The 17,411-nt window shown below is 53.4% G+C and carries 17 protein-coding genes; 6 read left to right on the top strand and 11 right to left on the bottom strand.

What is annotated here, in order from left to right; all coding sequences use genetic code 11:
- Nucleotides 1–64: 64 nt before the first annotated feature.
- Together srlR and gutQ are read left to right on the top strand one after the other, a co-directional pair.
- Nucleotides 65–838, top strand: a complete 774-nt coding sequence (gene srlR, locus C1P89_RS25260; RefSeq protein WP_000804546.1) for a glucitol operon DNA-binding transcriptional repressor SrlR — start codon at nucleotides 65–67, stop codon at nucleotides 836–838.
- Nucleotides 831–1,796 (top strand): arabinose-5-phosphate isomerase GutQ, encoded by a 966-nt coding sequence (gene gutQ / locus C1P89_RS25255; RefSeq protein ID WP_001287439.1) that lies wholly within the window; start codon nucleotides 831–833, stop codon nucleotides 1,794–1,796. The genes srlR and gutQ overlap by 8 nt, the downstream gene beginning before the upstream one ends.
- Here gutQ and norR read toward each other — a convergent pair.
- Nucleotides 1,793–3,307: a nitric oxide reductase transcriptional regulator NorR gene (gene norR / locus C1P89_RS25250; protein WP_000010780.1), complete on the bottom strand. Its 1,515-nt coding sequence runs from the start codon at nucleotides 3,305–3,307 to the stop codon at nucleotides 1,793–1,795. The two genes, gutQ and norR, sit on opposite strands and share 4 nt — an antisense overlap.
- 186 nt (nucleotides 3,308–3,493) lie before the next feature.
- On the opposite strand from norR, the gene norV reads away from it, so the two are divergent.
- Nucleotides 3,494–4,933: an anaerobic nitric oxide reductase flavorubredoxin gene (gene norV, locus C1P89_RS25245; protein ID WP_000029618.1), complete on the top strand. Its 1,440-nt coding sequence runs from the start codon at nucleotides 3,494–3,496 to the stop codon at nucleotides 4,931–4,933.
- Complete coding sequence (gene norW / locus C1P89_RS25240) at nucleotides 4,930–6,063, top strand: NADH:flavorubredoxin reductase NorW (protein WP_000064724.1); 1,134 nt, start codon at nucleotides 4,930–4,932, stop codon at nucleotides 6,061–6,063. Before norV ends, norW begins: the two co-directional genes overlap by 4 nt.
- Nucleotides 6,064–6,190: 127 nt before the next feature.
- Here the strand turns inward: norW and hypF are convergent, their stop codons facing one another.
- The 3 genes from hypF to ascG all read right to left on the bottom strand — a co-directional run bounded on the left by hypF (nucleotide 6,191) and on the right by ascG (nucleotide 10,281).
- Nucleotides 6,191–8,443: a carbamoyltransferase HypF gene (gene hypF / locus C1P89_RS25235; RefSeq protein WP_001107713.1), complete on the bottom strand. Its 2,253-nt coding sequence runs from the start codon at nucleotides 8,441–8,443 to the stop codon at nucleotides 6,191–6,193.
- Between the two features lie 152 nt (nucleotides 8,444–8,595).
- Nucleotides 8,596–9,123, bottom strand: a complete 528-nt coding sequence (gene hydN, locus C1P89_RS25230; RefSeq protein WP_001078777.1) for an electron transport protein HydN — start codon at nucleotides 9,121–9,123, stop codon at nucleotides 8,596–8,598.
- 147 nt (nucleotides 9,124–9,270) lie between these two features.
- Complete coding sequence (gene ascG, locus C1P89_RS25225; protein ID WP_001402444.1) at nucleotides 9,271–10,281, bottom strand: DNA-binding transcriptional regulator AscG; 1,011 nt, start codon at nucleotides 10,279–10,281, stop codon at nucleotides 9,271–9,273.
- 259 nt (nucleotides 10,282–10,540) lie between these two features.
- Between ascG and ascF the strand changes: the two genes are divergently transcribed.
- A complete protein-coding gene (gene ascF, locus C1P89_RS25220; protein ID WP_001107890.1) occupies nucleotides 10,541–11,998 on the top strand; it encodes a PTS cellobiose/arbutin/salicin transporter subunit IIBC in 1,458 nt (485 codons plus the stop codon).
- An 8-nt stretch (nucleotides 11,999–12,006) separates the two neighbouring features.
- On the top strand, nucleotides 12,007–13,431 hold the full coding sequence (gene ascB / locus C1P89_RS25215) for a 6-phospho-beta-glucosidase AscB (RefSeq protein WP_000110319.1): 1,425 nt from the start codon (nucleotides 12,007–12,009) through the stop codon (nucleotides 13,429–13,431).
- A 113-nt stretch (nucleotides 13,432–13,544) separates the two neighbouring features.
- Here ascB and C1P89_RS25210 read toward each other — a convergent pair whose 3' ends face one another.
- The 7 genes from C1P89_RS25210 to hycF form a co-directional block, all read right to left on the bottom strand.
- Nucleotides 13,545–13,964 carry a helix-turn-helix domain-containing protein gene (locus C1P89_RS25210; RefSeq protein WP_000126296.1) on the bottom strand — a complete coding sequence of 140 codons (420 nt, stop codon included), beginning with the start codon at nucleotides 13,962–13,964 and terminating at the stop codon, nucleotides 13,545–13,547.
- Nucleotides 13,961–14,272 (bottom strand): type II toxin-antitoxin system HigB family toxin, encoded by a 312-nt coding sequence (locus tag C1P89_RS25205; RefSeq protein ID WP_000547563.1) that lies wholly within the window; start codon nucleotides 14,270–14,272, stop codon nucleotides 13,961–13,963. Before C1P89_RS25205 ends, C1P89_RS25210 begins: the two co-directional genes overlap by 4 nt.
- A gap of 161 nt (nucleotides 14,273–14,433) precedes the next feature.
- Nucleotides 14,434–15,207: a hypothetical protein gene (locus C1P89_RS25200; protein ID WP_001026444.1), complete on the bottom strand. Its 774-nt coding sequence runs from the start codon at nucleotides 15,205–15,207 to the stop codon at nucleotides 14,434–14,436.
- 24 nt (nucleotides 15,208–15,231) lie between these two features.
- Complete coding sequence (gene hycI, locus C1P89_RS25195; protein WP_000132961.1) at nucleotides 15,232–15,702, bottom strand: hydrogenase maturation peptidase HycI; 471 nt, start codon at nucleotides 15,700–15,702, stop codon at nucleotides 15,232–15,234.
- Complete coding sequence (gene hycH, locus C1P89_RS25190) at nucleotides 15,695–16,105, bottom strand: formate hydrogenlyase assembly protein HycH (RefSeq protein ID WP_001291918.1); 411 nt, start codon at nucleotides 16,103–16,105, stop codon at nucleotides 15,695–15,697. The genes hycI and hycH overlap by 8 nt, the downstream gene beginning before the upstream one ends.
- On the bottom strand, nucleotides 16,102–16,869 hold the full coding sequence (gene hycG, locus C1P89_RS25185; RefSeq protein WP_000067403.1) for a formate hydrogenlyase subunit HycG: 768 nt from the start codon (nucleotides 16,867–16,869) through the stop codon (nucleotides 16,102–16,104). Before hycG ends, hycH begins: the two co-directional genes overlap by 4 nt.
- Nucleotides 16,869–17,411, bottom strand: coding sequence for a formate hydrogenlyase subunit HycF (hycF, locus tag C1P89_RS25180; protein ID WP_000493785.1), 543 nt, complete (start codon nucleotides 17,409–17,411; stop codon nucleotides 16,869–16,871). The genes hycG and hycF overlap by 1 nt, the downstream gene beginning before the upstream one ends.

Here is a 17,411-nt window from a genome sequence, read left to right as displayed (position 1 = left end):
TCGTTGTGAATGTTACTTGCTTGCGAAGTTATCATTTTGAAACCTAAATCAGGTAATCACGCCCATGAAACCTCGTCAGCGTCAGGCCGCCATTCTGGAGTATCTGCAAAAGCAGGGTAAATGCTCGGTTGAAGAATTGGCGCAATACTTTGACACCACAGGCACAACCATTCGCAAAGATCTGGTCATTCTGGAACATGCAGGAACCGTCATTCGTACTTATGGCGGAGTGGTGTTGAATAAAGAGGAATCCGATCCGCCTATCGATCATAAAACACTCATCAACACCCACAAGAAAGAGCTGATAGCAGAAGCTGCCGTTAGTTTTATTCATGATGGCGATTCGATCATTCTTGATGCTGGCAGTACCGTTTTGCAGATGGTTCCCCTGCTCTCGCGCTTTAATAACATCACGGTGATGACCAACAGTCTGCATATCGTCAATGCGCTATCTGAACTGGATAACGAACAAACTATCCTGATGCCAGGCGGAACGTTTCGTAAAAAATCGGCCTCATTTCACGGACAGCTGGCAGAGAATGCCTTCGAACATTTCAGTTTCGATAAATTGTTTATGGGCACCGACGGCATCGATCTCAATGCGGGCGTAACCACCTTTAACGAGGTTTATACCGTCAGTAAGGCAATGTGCAATGCCGCGCGCGAAGTGATTTTGATGGCGGACTCATCAAAGTTTGGCCGTAAAAGCCCCAACGTAGTTTGCAGTCTTGAAAGCGTCGATAAGCTGATTACCGACGCAGGTATCGATCCGGCGTTTCGTCAGGCGCTGGAAGAGAAAGGGATCGATGTGATCATAACCGGAGAGAGCAATGAGTGAAGCACTACTGAACGCGGGACGTCAGACGTTAATGCTGGAGTTGCAGGAAGCAAGCCGTTTACCGGAACGTCTGGGCGATGATTTTGTTCGCGCCGCCAATATCATCCTGCACTGCGAAGGCAAAGTGGTGGTTTCGGGAATTGGCAAATCGGGCCACATTGGTAAGAAAATCGCCGCAACACTTGCCAGTACCGGCACATCGGCTTTTTTTGTCCATCCGGCAGAAGCACTGCACGGCGATCTGGGGATGATTGAAAGCCGCGATGTGATGCTGTTTATCTCTTACTCCGGTGGCGCGAAGGAACTGGATCTGATTATTCCGCGTCTGGAAGATAAATCTATCGCGCTGCTGGCGATGACCGGCAAACCGACGTCACCGCTGGGCCTGGCGGCAAAAGCGGTGCTGGATATCTCCGTAGAACGCGAAGCCTGCCCGATGCACCTTGCGCCGACCTCCAGCACCGTCAATACCCTGATGATGGGTGACGCGCTGGCGATGGCGGTCATGCAGGCGCGCGGATTTAATGAAGAAGATTTTGCCCGCTCCCACCCAGCCGGGGCACTGGGCGCTCGCTTGCTGAATAAAGTGCATCATCTGATGCGCCGTGACGATGCCATCCCACAGGTGGCGTTAACCGCCAGCGTGATGGATGCGATGCTGGAACTCAGCCGCACCGGTCTGGGGCTGGTGGCGGTATGTGACGCTCAACAACAGGTACAAGGCGTCTTTACCGACGGCGATTTACGTCGCTGGCTGGTAGGCGGCGGCGCACTCACCACGCCAGTTAATGAAGCGATGACGACAGGCGGCACCACGTTACAGGCGCAAAGTCGCGCCATCGACGCCAAAGAGATCCTGATGAAGCGCAAAATCACTGCCGCACCGGTGGTGGATGAAAACGGCAAACTCACCGGCGCAATTAACCTGCAGGATTTCTATCAGGCCGGGATTATTTAATCCTTCATTCCCAGACGTTTCGCCAGCCGATGCAGGTTGGCGACGTCGGTTTCCAGCATCCGCGCGCAGGCAGCCCAGTTATGATGATTTTGTGCCAGTGCCTGGCGAATAGTTTCACGCTGGAACGCTTCTGTCGCTTCACGCAGGTTTTGCTTAACAACGGGCACCGCCGCCGCTTCTGGCGGCGGCAACGTCACCTCAGGAAAAGCAAAATGTTGCGCCTCAAGAATCACTTCATCGCCGTTGCGGGTGGCTCTCGCCAGCACTACCGCCCGATGAATAGCATGTTCCAGTTCGCGCACGTTCCCCGGAAAACGATAGTGTTGCAGTAAATTTCGCGCTCCGGCACTTAATACCACGCGGGAGAGCCCCAGCCGCAAACGACACTGCTCGCAGAAATACCCCGCCAGCAGAATGACATCATCGCCCCGCTCACGCAGCGGCGGCACCGAAAGTGGAAACACGCTCAGGCGATGAAACAAGTCAGCGCGAAATCGCCCTGCCATCACCTCTTCGCGTAAGTCGCGGTTAGTCGCCGCCAGCACGCGCACATCGACCCGCAAACTACGGTCATCGCCAACGCGCTGAATATCGCCATACTGCAACACCCTCAGCAGCTTGGCCTGCAATGCCAACGACAACTCGCCGATCTCATCCAGAAACAGAGTGCCGTTATCCGCCATTTCAAACTTCCCGCTGCGGTTACTGATAGCGCCAGTAAACGCTCCTTTCACATGCCCGAACAACTCACTTTCCGCCACACTTTCCGGCAGTGCAGCACAGTTGAGATAGACCAGCGGATTCACCGCCCGTGGCGAGGCTTCATGAATCGCTTTCGCCACCAGCTCCTTACCGGTTCCCGTCTCACCGCTGATCAGGACGTTGAGATCGGACGCCGCCACAATCTCAATCTCTTTTTTCAGTTGCGTCATGCCAGGGGACAAGCCAATCATCTGCGTCTGTTTCACCGCTTCAAACGGCGTGGCATCGCCTGGCATCATATTCTGGCTTTCCAGTTGTTCAATCAGCAACGCATTGCTTAACGCTCCCGCCGCCAGCGCAGCAATCAGCCGTAGCTCTTCGTCGCTGAAAACATCGAACTGATCGGGCTGCATCCCGTCGAGCGTCAGTGCGCCGATCAGGTTTTGCCCGGCAAACAATGGCAGACCAACGCAGGCGTGAACCTTCAGACTCTCCTGCCCAGGAATCAAACCGTCATAGGGATCGGGCAATTCGCTGTCTGCGGGAAAGCGCACCACATCCCCGGCGCGGGCAATCGCTTCCAGCCGTGGATGCCCTTCCAGCGCAAAGCGTCTACCGAGTACATCCTTTGCCAGACCGTCGATGGCAAGCGGAATAAACTGCCGCGAATCGTAACGTAGCAACGCAGACGCATCGCACTCCAGCACCTGACGTAGCGTGGTGATCAGGCGCTGAAAACGATCCTGATGACCAATCCCACGCTGCAATTCGATGGCGATATTCGCCAGCACATCAACGGAAAAACTCATCTTTGCCTCACTGTCAATTTGACTATAGATATTGTCATATCGACCATTTGATTGATAGTCATTTTGACTACTCATTAATGAGCATAATTTTATTTATAGAGTAAAAACAATCAGATAAAAAACTGGCACGTAATCTGCAATTAGCAAGACATCTTTTTAGAACACGCTGAATAAATTGAGGTTGCTATGTCTATTGTGGTGAAAAATAACATTCATTGGGTTGGTCAACGTGACTGGGAAGTGCGTGATTTTCACGGTACGGAATATAAAACGCTACGCGGCAGCAGTTACAACAGCTACCTCATCCGCGAAGAAAAAAACGTGCTGATCGACACCGTCGACCATAAATTCAGCCGCGAATTTGTGCAGAACCTGCGTAATGAAATCGATCTGGCGGATATCGATTACATCGTGATTAACCATGCAGAAGAGGACCACGCTGGGGCGCTGACCGAACTGATGGCGCAAATTCCCGATACGCCGATTTACTGTACTGCCAACGCTATCGACTCGATAAATGGTCATCATCATCATCCGGAGTGGAATTTTAATGTGGTGAAAACTGGTGACACGCTGGATATCGGCAACGGCAAACAGCTCATTTTTGTCGAAACGCCAATGCTGCACTGGCCGGACAGCATGATGACTTACCTGACAGGCGACGCGGTGCTGTTCAGTAACGATGCTTTCGGTCAGCACTACTGCGACGAGCATCTGTTCAACGATGAAGTGGATCAGACGGAGCTTTTCGAGCAGTGCCAGCGTTACTACGCCAATATCCTGACGCCGTTCAGCCGCCTGGTAACACCGAAAATTACCGAGATCCTGGGCTTTAACTTACCAGTCGATATGATAGCGACCTCTCACGGCGTGGTATGGCGCGATAACCCGACGCAAATTGTCGAGCTGTACCTGAAATGGGCGGCTGATTATCAGGAAGACAGAATCACCATTTTCTACGACACCATGTCGAATAACACCCGCATGATGGCTGACGCTATCGCCCAGGGGATTGCGGAAACCGACCCACGCGTGGCGGTGAAAATTTTCAACGTCGCCCGAAGCGATAAAAACGAAATCCTGACCAATGTCTTCCGCTCAAAAGGCGTGCTGGTCGGCACTTCGACGATGAATAACGTGATGATGCCGAAAATCGCCGGTCTGGTGGAGGAGATGACCGGATTACGCTTCCGTAACAAACGCGCCAGTGCTTTCGGCTCTCACGGCTGGAGCGGCGGTGCGGTGGATCGTCTTTCCACGCGCCTGCAGGATGCGGGTTTCGAAATGTCGCTTAGCCTGAAAGCCAAATGGCGACCAGACCAGGACGCTCTGGAGTTATGCCGTGAACACGGTCGCGAAATCGCCCGTCAGTGGGCGCTCGCGCCGCTGCCGCAGAGCACGGTGAATACGGTGGTTAAAGAAGAAACCTCTGCCACCACGAAGTCCGACCTCGGCCCACGGATGCAGTGCAGCGTCTGCCAGTGGATTTACGATCCGGCAAAAGGCGAGCCAATGCAGGACGTTGCGCCAGGAACGCCGTGGAGTGAAGTTCCGGATAACTTCCTCTGCCCGGAATGCTCTCTCGGCAAAGACGTCTTTGACGAACTGGCATCGGAGGCAAAATGAGCAACGGCATTGTGATCATTGGTTCGGGCTTCGCCGCCCGCCAACTGGTGAAAAATATTCGCAAACAGGACGCCAGTATTCCATTAACCCTGATCGCCGCCGACAGCATGGATGAGTACAACAAACCGGACCTCAGCCATGTTATCAGCCAGGGGCAACGTGCCGACGACCTTACCCGCCAGACGGCGGGTGAATTTGCCGGGCAGTTTAATCTGCACCTGTTTCCGCACACCTGGGTGACGGATATCGATGCCGAAGCCCATGTGGTGAAAAGCCAGAATAATCAGTGGCAATACGACAAGCTGGTGCTGGCAACTGGTGCCAGTGCCTTTGTCCCGCCAGTGCCTGGGCGTGAGTTAATGCTGACGTTAAATAGTCAGCAAGAGTATCGCGCCTGTGAAACGCAACTGCGGGATGCCCGACGCGTGTTGATTGTCGGCGGTGGTTTGATTGGTAGCGAACTGGCGATGGATTTTTGTCGTGCAGGCAAAGCGGTCACGCTAATCGACAACGCTGCCAGTATTCTGGCGTCATTAATGCCACCAGAAGTAAGCAGCCGCTTGCAGCATCGGTTGACGGAGATGGGCGTTCATCTGCTGTTGAAATCTCAGTTGCAGGGGCTGGAAAAAACGGATTCTGGCATTCTGGCAACGCTGGACCACCAGCGTAGTATCGAAGTGGATGCGGTAATTGCCGCCACCGGACTGCGCCCGGAAACAGCCCTGGCACGACGCGCCGGGCTGACGATTAATCGCGGCGTTTGCGTCGATAGTTATCTGCAAACCAGTAATGACGATATTTATGCGCTGGGCGATTGCGCGGAAATCAACGGTCAGGTACTGCCATTCCTGCAGCCGATTCAACTTAGCGCGATGGTGCTGGCAAAAAATCTTCTCGGCAATAACACGCCGCTGAAACTACCGGCGATGCTGGTGAAAATCAAAACGCCGGAATTACCGCTGCATCTGGCAGGCGAAACCCAGCGTCAGGATTTACGCTGGCAAATTAATACCGAACGCCAGGGAATGGTGGCTCGCGGTGTTGACGATGCTGACCAGCTTCGCGCCTTTGTGGTCAGTGAGGATCGGATGAAAGAGGCATTTGGATTGTTGAAAACATTGCCGATGTAGGTGGGCTACTGTGCCTAAAATGTCGGATGCGACGCTGGCGCGTCTTATCCGACCTACGGGGACGCATGTGTAGGCCGGATAAGGCGTTTACGCCGCATCCGGCAATGGTGTCCAAATGCAACACGTTTTATCCGTTCTGGACTTCACCCGCTAACCAACGCGCCGCAGCAATAACCCCCTGCCCCAGAGACAAACCGCCATCACCCGCCGGTAAACTCTGTGGAAAGAGCAATGTGAAATCAGCGAGATAATGCGCCAGACGTGCACGCAGCAAACGGTTATGAATAACCCCGCCGCTAAATACCAGCGTAGTGATACCACGCATCGTGGCCTGCTCACGCATCAACGCGGCAAAACCCTGCGCCAGCGCATCATGAAACGCCCACGCGCGTTGATTAACCGGTGCCTGCCAGTTCAGCCACTGCTGCCAGAAAGCGGCGAGATCCAGTTGATTGTCCACCAGCGGCATCGTCACCGGATGCGTCACTCCGTGGCATGAGGCTGCGAGCGCCTCCAGAGCACAAGCCGCTTCACCTTCATAACTTAACGTGGCTGGCGCACAGCCCAGTGCCGCCGCCACTGCATCGAACAACCGCCCACACGATGACGCCAGCGGCGCGTTAATTCCACGCTCAATGGCCCGCGCCAGCACGCTCCAGTTTTGCTGTTGCACACTTGCTGTTTCAGGGTAATTCTGCCACTCCGGCACAAAGCGCAGGCACTGCGCCAGCAGGTTTCGCCACGGCTGCTTCGCTGCCAAATCGCCACCCGGAAGCGCCACTGCAGGCAAGCCGCCCAGGTGCTCACATTCGCGATAGTTCACCCGCAGGCACTCGCCGCCCCACAAAGCGCCGTTCTCCCCCATACCGATACCGTCGAGCGTCAAAGCAATGACATCACCGCCATCCAACGGCCACTGATGCTCTGCCAGACACGCCGCTGCATGGGCATGATGATGCAGTACCGTTTGCGTCGGCAGATTCATTTCACGCGCCCACTGGCTGGAGACATAGCCCGGATGCGCGTCATGCACAACGTATTGCGGGGTAAAATCGTAGATGTTTTGCATCAGGCGTAACGCTTCGCGCCACTGCATCTGGATGCCATCGTCACTTAAATCGCCCAGATGCTGACTCAACACCGCTTGTTCACCGCGCACCAGGCAGAAGGTATTTTTCAGATCCGCGCCGAGACACAGCACAGGCGGAACATTTTTAAAGCCCGGAGGCAAAGCCAGCGCATCCGGCACATACCCCCGCGAACGGCGCAGCATTTCGCCGCTTTCGCGCACCACCGAATCATCCATCCGCTGCACGATGTCGCGGTTATGTATCAAGAATCCGTCGGCAATGCCCTGCAAATCCGCCAGCGCCTGTTCGTTGCTGATAGCTGGTGGTTTACCGCTCAGGTTGCCGGAGGTCATCACCAGCGGGCATTGCAGTTCCTGTAACAGCAAATGCTGGAGCGGGTTCGCAGGCAACATTACCCCGACTTCGTTAAGGTCAGGGGCGATATCATCACAAAGCTCAGGAACGTATTTTTTATCCACCAGCACAATCGGCGCGGCGGGCGTGGTAAGCAACTGGCGCGCAGCGTCTGGTAAACCGTCAGCCACTGGCAACATGACCGCCAGCGGTTTCGCCGGGCGATGTTTGCGCGCCCGAAGTGTCGCCACCGCGTTACTGTTACGTGCATCGCAGGCAAGATGAAATCCGCCAATCCCTTTGATGGCGACAATGTTGCCCATTTTTAACTGTGCGATAGCCGCCTGTAATGCCGCCTCTTGTTCTGCATGTTCACCATGACTTACCCATTCAAGATGTGGGCCACACTCCGGGCAGGCCACCGGCTGGGCGTGGAAGCGACGATCGAGCGGGTCACGGTACTCTTTGTCACAAGCCGGACACAACGGAAACGCCGCCATCACGGTAAACGGGCGGTCGTAAGGCATGGCGCGAATAATGGTGAAACGCGGGCCGCAGTGGGTACAGTTGATAAACGGATAACGATAACGCCGTTCGCCTGGGGTATTCATTTCGGCAAGGCAAGCAGGGCAAGTAGCGGCATCCGGGACAATTTGCGTATTCATGGCACCTCCCGCGCTCTGGCGGATGGTGAACTCAGTGGGCAGTTGTGACCAGATGTACGGCTCACGCTCGACGCTATCAATACGCGCCAGCGGCGGGCAGTGCTGATGCAATTGAACAAGTAACGTTTCCGGGTCTTCCCGCAGCCGGACTTCTACGCCATCGCCGTCATTACAGACATCGCCGTGAAGATTTAATTGCTGTGCCAGCTGCCAGACAAACGGACGAAAACCGACGCCCTGCACTTTGCCACGAATACGCAGTTGGACACCGCAAGATGTGTTTTTTGCCATTGAGTTATTCCCGCCATCATGAATTGCGTAACCCGTCCTGCCGGACACGACTGCGTCGTATCCGGCAGTCTCAGGTCGGCGATACCGCCAGCTCCGTATTCTACGAATATTTCCGGGAATTCCTTTGATGCCAGAACAGTTCTGTAAGATTTTTAGAACATCAGCGCCGTACGGCGGCGTTTTTCTGCACTCAGTTGTTCAAGTTTATTACGATCGACACAAATCAGCGCATGAGTCGGGCAAGCCGCCATACACGCCGGGCCGTCTTCACGATGGTTGCACAGGTCACATTTATTGGCTTCGGCTTTGTCAGCCCGTACATTCAGCCCCGCGCCGCTGTTGCGAATCACCGGACGTACCACCACTTCCATCGCGCCATACGGGCAAGCCACAACGCAGGTTTTGCAACCAATGCAACGTTCCTGCATCACATGAACAAACCCTTTATCACGGCTGATAGCACCATTCGGGCAGACGTTAGCGCACGGTGCATCTTCACACTGACGGCAAACTGTCGCCGTGGAAATGTTCACACCTTTAATGACATGGATACGCGGTAAAAATGTTTCCGGGGTCAGCGATGCACAGTCCTGATTTTCCTGATGAGAAACCACGCACGCCACTTCACAGGTACGGCAACCAATACATTTACTCGCGTCAGCAATGATGAAACGGTTCATCAAATTCTCCAGCAATGACAGTTAATGCGCCGATACATTCACAAATCATGCCAGTTTTAATTCACTGTTATTTAAGGAAATTAATTTCTGTAATGCAGGAAAAAAGATGTCATCGACACTAGTGACGATGACATGTGATGACAATGTTTATCGCGAAAGAGCAATGAGTGAGTCGCGGCGGATCAGTTTTCCGCTGAAGGTTTTCGGCGGTGAGAAATCCCCGCCATCGAGCATAAAAATCAGCCGTCCAATAATTTCCTGAATCATCTCAGTCACCGGAATTTTTACGCTGGAGAGCGCCGGAACGATATAGGGGGCAATTGCGATATCATCGAATCCGATAACTGACACCTGCTCTGGCACCGCTACGCCGCGCTCGTGCAACGCTTTCATCGCACCTATCGCCATATCGTCGTTACTGGCAACTAACGCGCTAAATTTAGCCCCACGTTCGAGCAACGTTTCTACCCCTTCGGCCCCGCTGGCGGGCGTCCATTTACCGTTAGCGATAAGTTTTTCATTGAGCGCAATACCATGCTGCGCCAGCGCGTCTTTATACCCAGCAAGACGTTCAATGCTGGTGGGGGAATCCATCGAGCCGGTAAGGAAAGCAATCTCCTGATGTCCGGCGTTTATCAACTCTGCCACGGCATTAAAGCTGGTCTGTTTATGATCGCACCAGACGCTATGGCTGCTGTTTTTGCGCAGGCGGCGATTAAGCACCATTATCGGCTGACTGTGCGCGTCAATGATGTCATCGATCTCATCCACGCTTAAAAAACGCGGGTAAATCATAATGGCGTCGCAGCGCAAATCCAGCAGATACTGAATCGCCTGGCGCTCTTCTTCGGCGCTGTGTTTACCATCTGCCAATAGCAACTGCCGCCCTTTCTCTTCCGCCATTCGCGCGGCATGAAAGAGTAATTCACTAAAATAAATGCCGTGGTAAAGCGTGTTGGTCACTACCAACCCCAGCGTCTGAGTACTCTTCGCCGACAGATTGCGCGCCAGCAAGTTTGGGCGGTAACCGCTCTCTTCTACCGCCTGAAACACGCGATCTTTAGTCTCCTGGCTGACGTAGCCATTACCTGAAAGCACGCGGGAAACGGTCGCTTTTGAAACCCCGGCGCGCTTCGCCACTTCCAGCATCGTCGTCATCATTTTCATCCCTTTACACGCAATCAACGCAGTGTACTGCACCGTTTGCCGATTGTCCTTGCGCAATCGGCGGGAAAAATATTCAGGTGACCGGTTTCACAAATATAAAAAATGAACAATTAACTCTCTTGCTTATTTAGTGACAACTATTCATGATTTTGTGAAACCGGTTTCCTAATTCCGTTTCAGCATCGGCATTTTTCCGTTACGTCGACTGATAACAACTACATCTACCCTACTGATAACAGGATAAAATCCGATGGCCAAAAATTATGCGGCGCTGGCACGCTCGGTGATAGCGGCACTGGGCGGCGTTGATAACATCTCGGCGGTCACGCACTGTATGACGCGTTTGCGCGTTGTTATCAAAGATGACCAGCTTATCGACAGCCCGACGTTAAAAACCATCCCCGGCGTGCTCGGCGTGGTACGTAGTGACAACCAGTGTCAGGTGATTATCGGCAATACCGTTTCACAAGCCTTTCAGGAAGTCGTCAGCCTGCTGCCGGGAGATATGCAGCCCGCACAGCCCGTGGGTAAACCCAAACTCACGCTGCGTCGCATTGGTGCGGGGATCCTCGATGCGCTGATCGGCACCATGTCACCGCTGATCCCGGCGATTATCGGCGGATCGATGGTCAAACTGCTGGCGATGATCCTCGAGATGAGCGGCGTGCTGACAAAAGGATCGCCGACCTTAACCATTCTGAATGTGATTGGTGACGGTGCTTTCTTCTTCCTGCCGCTGATGGTCGCGGCATCTGCCGCCATCAAATTTAAAACCAATATGTCGCTGGCGATTGCCATCGCGGGTGTGCTGGTACATCCGAGTTTTATTGAACTGATGGCGAAAGCGGCCCAGGGTGAACATGTCGAATTTGCCCTGATTCCGGTCACCGCGGTGAAATACACCTACACAGTGATCCCGGCGCTGGTGATGACCTGGTGCCTGTCATATATCGAACGCTGGGTGGATCGCATTACACCGGCGGTGACCAAAAACTTCCTCAAGCCAATGCTGATTGTGTTGATTGCCGCACCGCTGGCAATCCTGCTGATTGGCCCGATTGGTATCTGGATCGGTAGCGCCATTTCGGCGCTGGTTTACACCATTCATGGTTATCTGGGCTGGCTTTCAGTCGCCATTATGGGCGCGCTGTGGCCTCTGCTGGTAATGACCGGGATGCACCGCGTCTTTACGCCAACCATCATTCAGACCATTGCCGAAACCGGCAAAGAAGGGATGGTCATGCCGTCAGAGATCGGCGCTAACCTGTCGCTGGGCGGTTCATCACTGGCGGTGGCGTGGAAAACGAAAAACCCGGAACTGCGCCAGACGGCGCTGGCTGCGGCGGCATCAGCCATTATGGCGGGGATTTCCGAACCGGCGTTATACGGCGTGGCGATCCGCCTGAAACGTCCGCTTATCGCCAGTCTTATCAGCGGTTTTATTTGCGGCGCGGTTGCCGGTATGGCGGGGCTTGCCAGCCACTCAATGGCAGCGCCAGGGTTATTTACCAGCGTGCAATTCTTCGATCCGGCGAATCCAATGAGCATCGTCTGGGTGTTCGCGGTCATGGCGCTGGCGGTGGTGCTGTCGTTTATCCTCACACTGTTGCTCGGCTTTGAGGATATTCCTGTTGAGGAAGCGGCTGCCGAGGCGCGAAAGCATCAGAGCGTACAACCGACCGTCGCCAAAGAAGTAAGTCTTAATTGAGGATGAAAATGTCAGTATTTCCAGAAGGTTTTTTATGGGGCGGCGCGCTTGCCGCCAACCAGTCTGAAGGTGCGTTCCGTGAAGGTGGCAAAGGGCTGACCACTGTCGATATGATCCCACACGGCGAGCATCGAATGGCGGTGAAACTGGGGCTGGAAAAACGTTTTCAGTTGCGCGATGACGAGTTTTATCCCAGCCATGAGGCGACGGATTTTTATCATCGTTATAAAGAAGATATCGCCCTGATGGCAGAGATGGGATTCAAGGTTTTCCGTACCTCAATTGCCTGGAGCCGTCTCTTTCCGCAGGGCGATGAAATCACGCCCAATCAGCAGGGCATTGCTTTTTATCGTTCTGTCTTTGAAGAGTGTAAAAAGTACGGTATCGAACCGCTGGTCACGTTGTGCCACTTCGATGTGCCGATGCATCTGGTCACCGAATATGGCTCCTGGCGTAACCGCAAGCTGGTGGAGTTTTTCAGCCGCTACGCCCGGACCTGCTTTGAAGCATTTGATGGTCTGGTGAAATACTGGCTTACCTTCAATGAAATCAACATTATGTTGCATAGCCCGTTCTCCGGCGCGGGTCTGGTGTTTGAAGAAGGTGAAAATCAGGATCAGGTGAAATATCAGGCCGCGCATCACCAGCTGGTTGCCAGTGCGCTAGCCACCAAAATCGCCCATGAGGTTAACCCGCAAAATCAGGTGGGCTGTATGCTGGCGGGCGGTAACTTCTACCCTTACAGTTGCAAGCCGGAAGATGTCTGGGCGGCGCTGGAGAAAGACCGGGAAAACCTGTTTTTTATCGATGTGCAGGCGCGGGGCACGTATCCGGCTTACTCTGCCCGCGTATTCCGCGAAAAAGGGGTAACCATCGACAAAGCACCGGGCGATGATGAAATCCTGAAAAACACCGTCGATTTTGTCTCTTTCAGCTATTACGCCTCGCGCTGCGCCTCGGCGGAGATGAACGCCAACAATAGCAGTGCGGCGAACGTAGTGAAATCGCTGCGTAACCCGTATCTGCAAGTGAGCGACTGGGGCTGGGGTATTGATCCACTCGGTCTGCGTATCACCATGAACATGATGTACGACCGTTATCAGAAGCCGCTGTTTCTGGTGGAAAACGGCCTCGGCGCAAAAGATGAACTTGCTGCCAATGGCGAGATTAACGATGACTATCGCATCAGCTATTTACGCGAACATATCCGCGCAATGGGCGAAGCGATTGCAGATGGCATTCCGCTGATGGGCTACACCACCTGGGGCTGTATTGATTTAGTCTCCGCCTCTACGGGTGAAATGAGCAAACGCTACGGTTTTGTCTACGTAGACCGTGACGACGCAGGCAACGGCACGCTGACGCGCACACGTAAGAAATCGTTCTGGTGGTATAAAAAAGTGATTGCCAGTAATGGGGAAGATTTAGAGTAGGTAACAGTGCCGGATGCGGCGTGAACGCCTTATCCGGCCTACATGTCGCACGAACCAGGAAGGCCCGATAAGCGCAGCGCATCGGGCAATCTGGGGTTTGGCATCAGTCAAAATCAAAGAAACCATTCCGGCTTAACGCCAAATCGGGCTGAAAGTGCCTTAATGTGGGATATCGTCAGGGATCGTTGTCCAGACAAAATCTGACTGACCAGGGATTTAGAGCCGATTTCGTTCTTCAAATCCGCATAGGTCAGATTATGTTGATCAATCAGCGTGCGAAGTAACGCCACGCCAACAGGCATTGCCGCAACGGCTTTGTCGAACTCTGCAAACTCTTGGTTGTTGTTTTCATATTCTGCAATGCGGCTCGCCAGAAAGTCGATAAGTGGATTGGTGTCATCTTCTTCAATCAAATATTCGACCAGTTCCAGTGCTTCACGATAATCATCTTCTGAGTCACTACCTCCCAGAAAGGGGACTGCATTGACCAGTTCTCTTGTTGCTTTAACAGCGCGTGCAGCATTAGCAGTCATTCTTTGTTCTCTCTGTAGTAACGTGTCAGTTTGTCATACTCGGCGTGATTAGTTATGTGCTTCACAAAGAACCGCTTATTAACAAAGTTTATGTAGGCAATCACCCTTAGGTTGTTCCCACCTACATCCAGAACGTACCATTTGTTGCGATATTTAAAATTGTCGAGGTTGGGAAACGCCGTTCGCATCTCTTCTGGCGTAGAAAAATCCGTTTCCTTAATAACCCGATACAATGCCTGAAGAGCCAGAGCGTCGTTAGGATATTTACGCGCAGACTCTTCAAATGGCGCTTTAGAAATGATGTGCATTTTTAAGTTTTAACTTCCTTATAGTAAGTAAACAGCCACATCTGCGAGTTCTATCCTTATGTGTTCGGAAACTATAGCTCATCAAATCCAAGTTCACAATATGTAAACACTTGAGCGCGATATAATTACCCCCAAAATCCTCATAGCCACTCTGCAAAAAGTCAGTTCTGGTTCACCCCATCAAGAACATCCCCCTTTATCAAGCAACGCTGCGTCTGCGCCAGATCTTCCGTTTGCGGGTCGCGCCCGGCGATGGGTTTGAGGACGAGTTTACGGTTGGGGGTATAAGTAAAACGCGTGAGCGCGGGATAGCTTAACTTGCCAAACCAGCCGTGAACACGCTGCCATTTGGCGTCTTTTACCTGATACAGACTGGTTATCCAGTAACCGGAATCAAACTGCATATCCAGCAATTGCGTGTGACCATTGCCTTGCAAATCCAGCAAATCATCTACGCCAGTTTTGCTTGCGGTGTAGAATCCCCTGGGTTCAAAGACACAGGGACGGCCTTCGCGCGTGAACGTCATAAGAATTAAATGTGCATAAGGAGCCAGACCATTACCGGTACTTGGTAACCAGATAACCAGATCCTGAATGCCGTTACGATCAAGATCGGCGCGATAGAGTTGCCCTTTGCCCGCTATGTTTGCCAGCATACCCACAGGCACAGACCAGGATTTACCGGCGCGATCTTTACCGTTCAATTGCCATTCACTATCATCATTTGGCATCTTTTCAAGCGTCACGCCAGCAACGCCCACTTTTCTAAAATGCCAGGTTTGCTCGGCATCATAAGGCATGGTCAGGAGAGGTTTCAGCGCCCGCTTTTGCGCGTATTCGCTGTCACTCATTGGCAGATATTCGGTAAAGCTGGTGGCCTGTGCAGGCAGCACTAAGCTCAATAAAAAAGCGCACATCCCTGTTCTGATATTCATTTCGCTGAATTCCCTGATGGAGAATTATTCTTCTTCCACCGCTAACTGCGCGAAGCCGCCATTCCCTTCCCAGCCTTCCAGTCGTTGATAAACGGTTTCTACCGCATCTTTAATCGGCTGAGTCATCGGGTAGTAAAAGCCGACGATATCCGGCTGGATGCCGAGGAAAATCACTTCGCCAATGTCTTCTTTCAACTGGTCGATAAGATAGTTCAGCGGCATGTTATGGGTAGTCATCATAAACATCTCGGCGATATCATCCGGGTCGATGATGCGGATTTCGCCGGGGTTTAGCCCCATATCAGTAGCGTCAACAATCAGTAACCGCGTAGGGCGCAGTTCACGGATGGCGACGATGTCGTTTTCCGGTGCACTACCGCCATCAATCACCACCCAGTTACCTTTCGGCGCGGCGGCGCACTTTTCCGCCAGCAGCGGGCCAGCGCCATCATCGCCCATCATGCTATTGCCAACACAGAGTAAAACGTCAGTCACGCAGTCTCCTCACCATCAAATAGATGGCGTTTTCCTGATGAATATCATGCAGCATACTTAACAGCATTGTACTCCATTCCTTCTGCTGCGAAGTTTGCGCTGCCCGGGCTTTATCGAATGCGTTGGCCAGCATCGGCACATGGTTAATGTCGATGACGATCTCACCATATTTCGGCACGCCTTCCATTTTGCGGCGGGCTTCACTGCCCGCCTCCAGAGTGGCAATCCATGCCAGATATTCATCCCACGGGCAGGTGAGCGCCGCTTCCAGGCAATCGATAACCCCAAGGTGGTGACCAATCGCCAGGCTGTAATAGACCACCTGCTGCGCCTCGGCGGGCGTGGCATCGTTCTCATCAATAAATTTACGGCTCAGTTGACTGAACACCACCTTTTCACTCATCGGATACGCGCCTCTTCAACAACATGATTCAGATGGCTGACAATCTCGTTCAGACGCGGATCGTTTTCCGCTTCCAGCCAGCGTGCAACCTGTTCTTCGCCCTGCCCTAACTGTGTCAGGAAGTCATCGGCAATCTGACGACCGTAACGATAACCCGCCAGGCGGCGTGCTTCGCGATCCACTTTCACACGCAGCGGCTGCACCATATCGCCATGCAGGATTTCCGCCTGTTGTTCATCCTGCTCACCCGGGCCACGGGCGTGAATTTTCTGCTCCAGCAGGCCGAGCGCCATTGCAAAGCCGTACAGCGTGGCGGCAGGCGTTGGCGGGCAACCAGGAATGTAGACATCTACCGGGACGATTTTATCCGTACCGCCCCACACGCAGTAGAGATCGTGGAAAATACCACCGCTGTTACCGCAGGCACCGTAGGAGATACAAATTTTCGGGTCCGGCGCGGACTGCCACGCACGCAGCGCAGGGGATCGCATTGCACGGGTGACCGCGCCGGTAAACAGTAAAATATCCGCATGACGCGGTGAAGGAACGACTTTAATGCCGAAGCGTTCTGCATCAAACAGCGGCGAAAGCGTGGCGAAAATTTCGATTTCGCAGCCGTTGCAGCCGCCGCAGTCCACGCGATAAACGTAGGCAGAACGTTTGATTTTTTTCAGTAACGACGCCTTCATGCTGGCGATGGATTCATCCACCGTCATCGGGACCGGAATGCCGTTGGCGTCACGGGGGCCTAATAAATTGCTCATCAGATGGCCTCTTTCATATGGCGAGTCAGTTCAATACGGTCGGACGGCACCAGGCATTTCTGGCGCTTACATTCCGGGCAAGTCTCAAAGCTTTCGCGGTGGTTTTCCGCGCGGCTGTCGCCGTTGTGCTTAAGCAGCGCAATGGCGTAGTCGATCTCTTTCTGGACGGCGAAAGGACGATTGCAGACGCGGCAGTTGCACAGCGCGAAGCGGGACTGTTGCAGGAAGTCTTCTTTCTTCCACACTGCCAGTTCGTACTCTTGCGACAGTTTGATCGCCGCCGTCGGGCAAACTTCTTCGCAGCGTCCACAGAAGATGCAGCGCCCGAGATTAAACTCCCACGCCAGCTCACCGGTGGCGAGGTCAGTTTCAACCGTTAAGGCGTTTGACGGGCAGGCATTGACGCAGGCCGCACAGCCGATGCACTGCTGCGGGTTCTGCTCCGGCTTACCACGGAAGTTTTTATCAACCGCAATCGGCTCCAGCGGATAAGACGAGGTCGCCGTGCCGGTTTTGATGACTTTTTTGATAAAGGTAAACAT

The organism is Shigella sonnei, assembly GCF_002950395.1.
Lineage (GTDB): Bacteria > Pseudomonadota > Gammaproteobacteria > Enterobacterales > Enterobacteriaceae > ECMA0423.
Note: the sequence above shows the minus strand (reverse complement) of the source record. Positions and strands in the feature narration are given on the sequence as shown.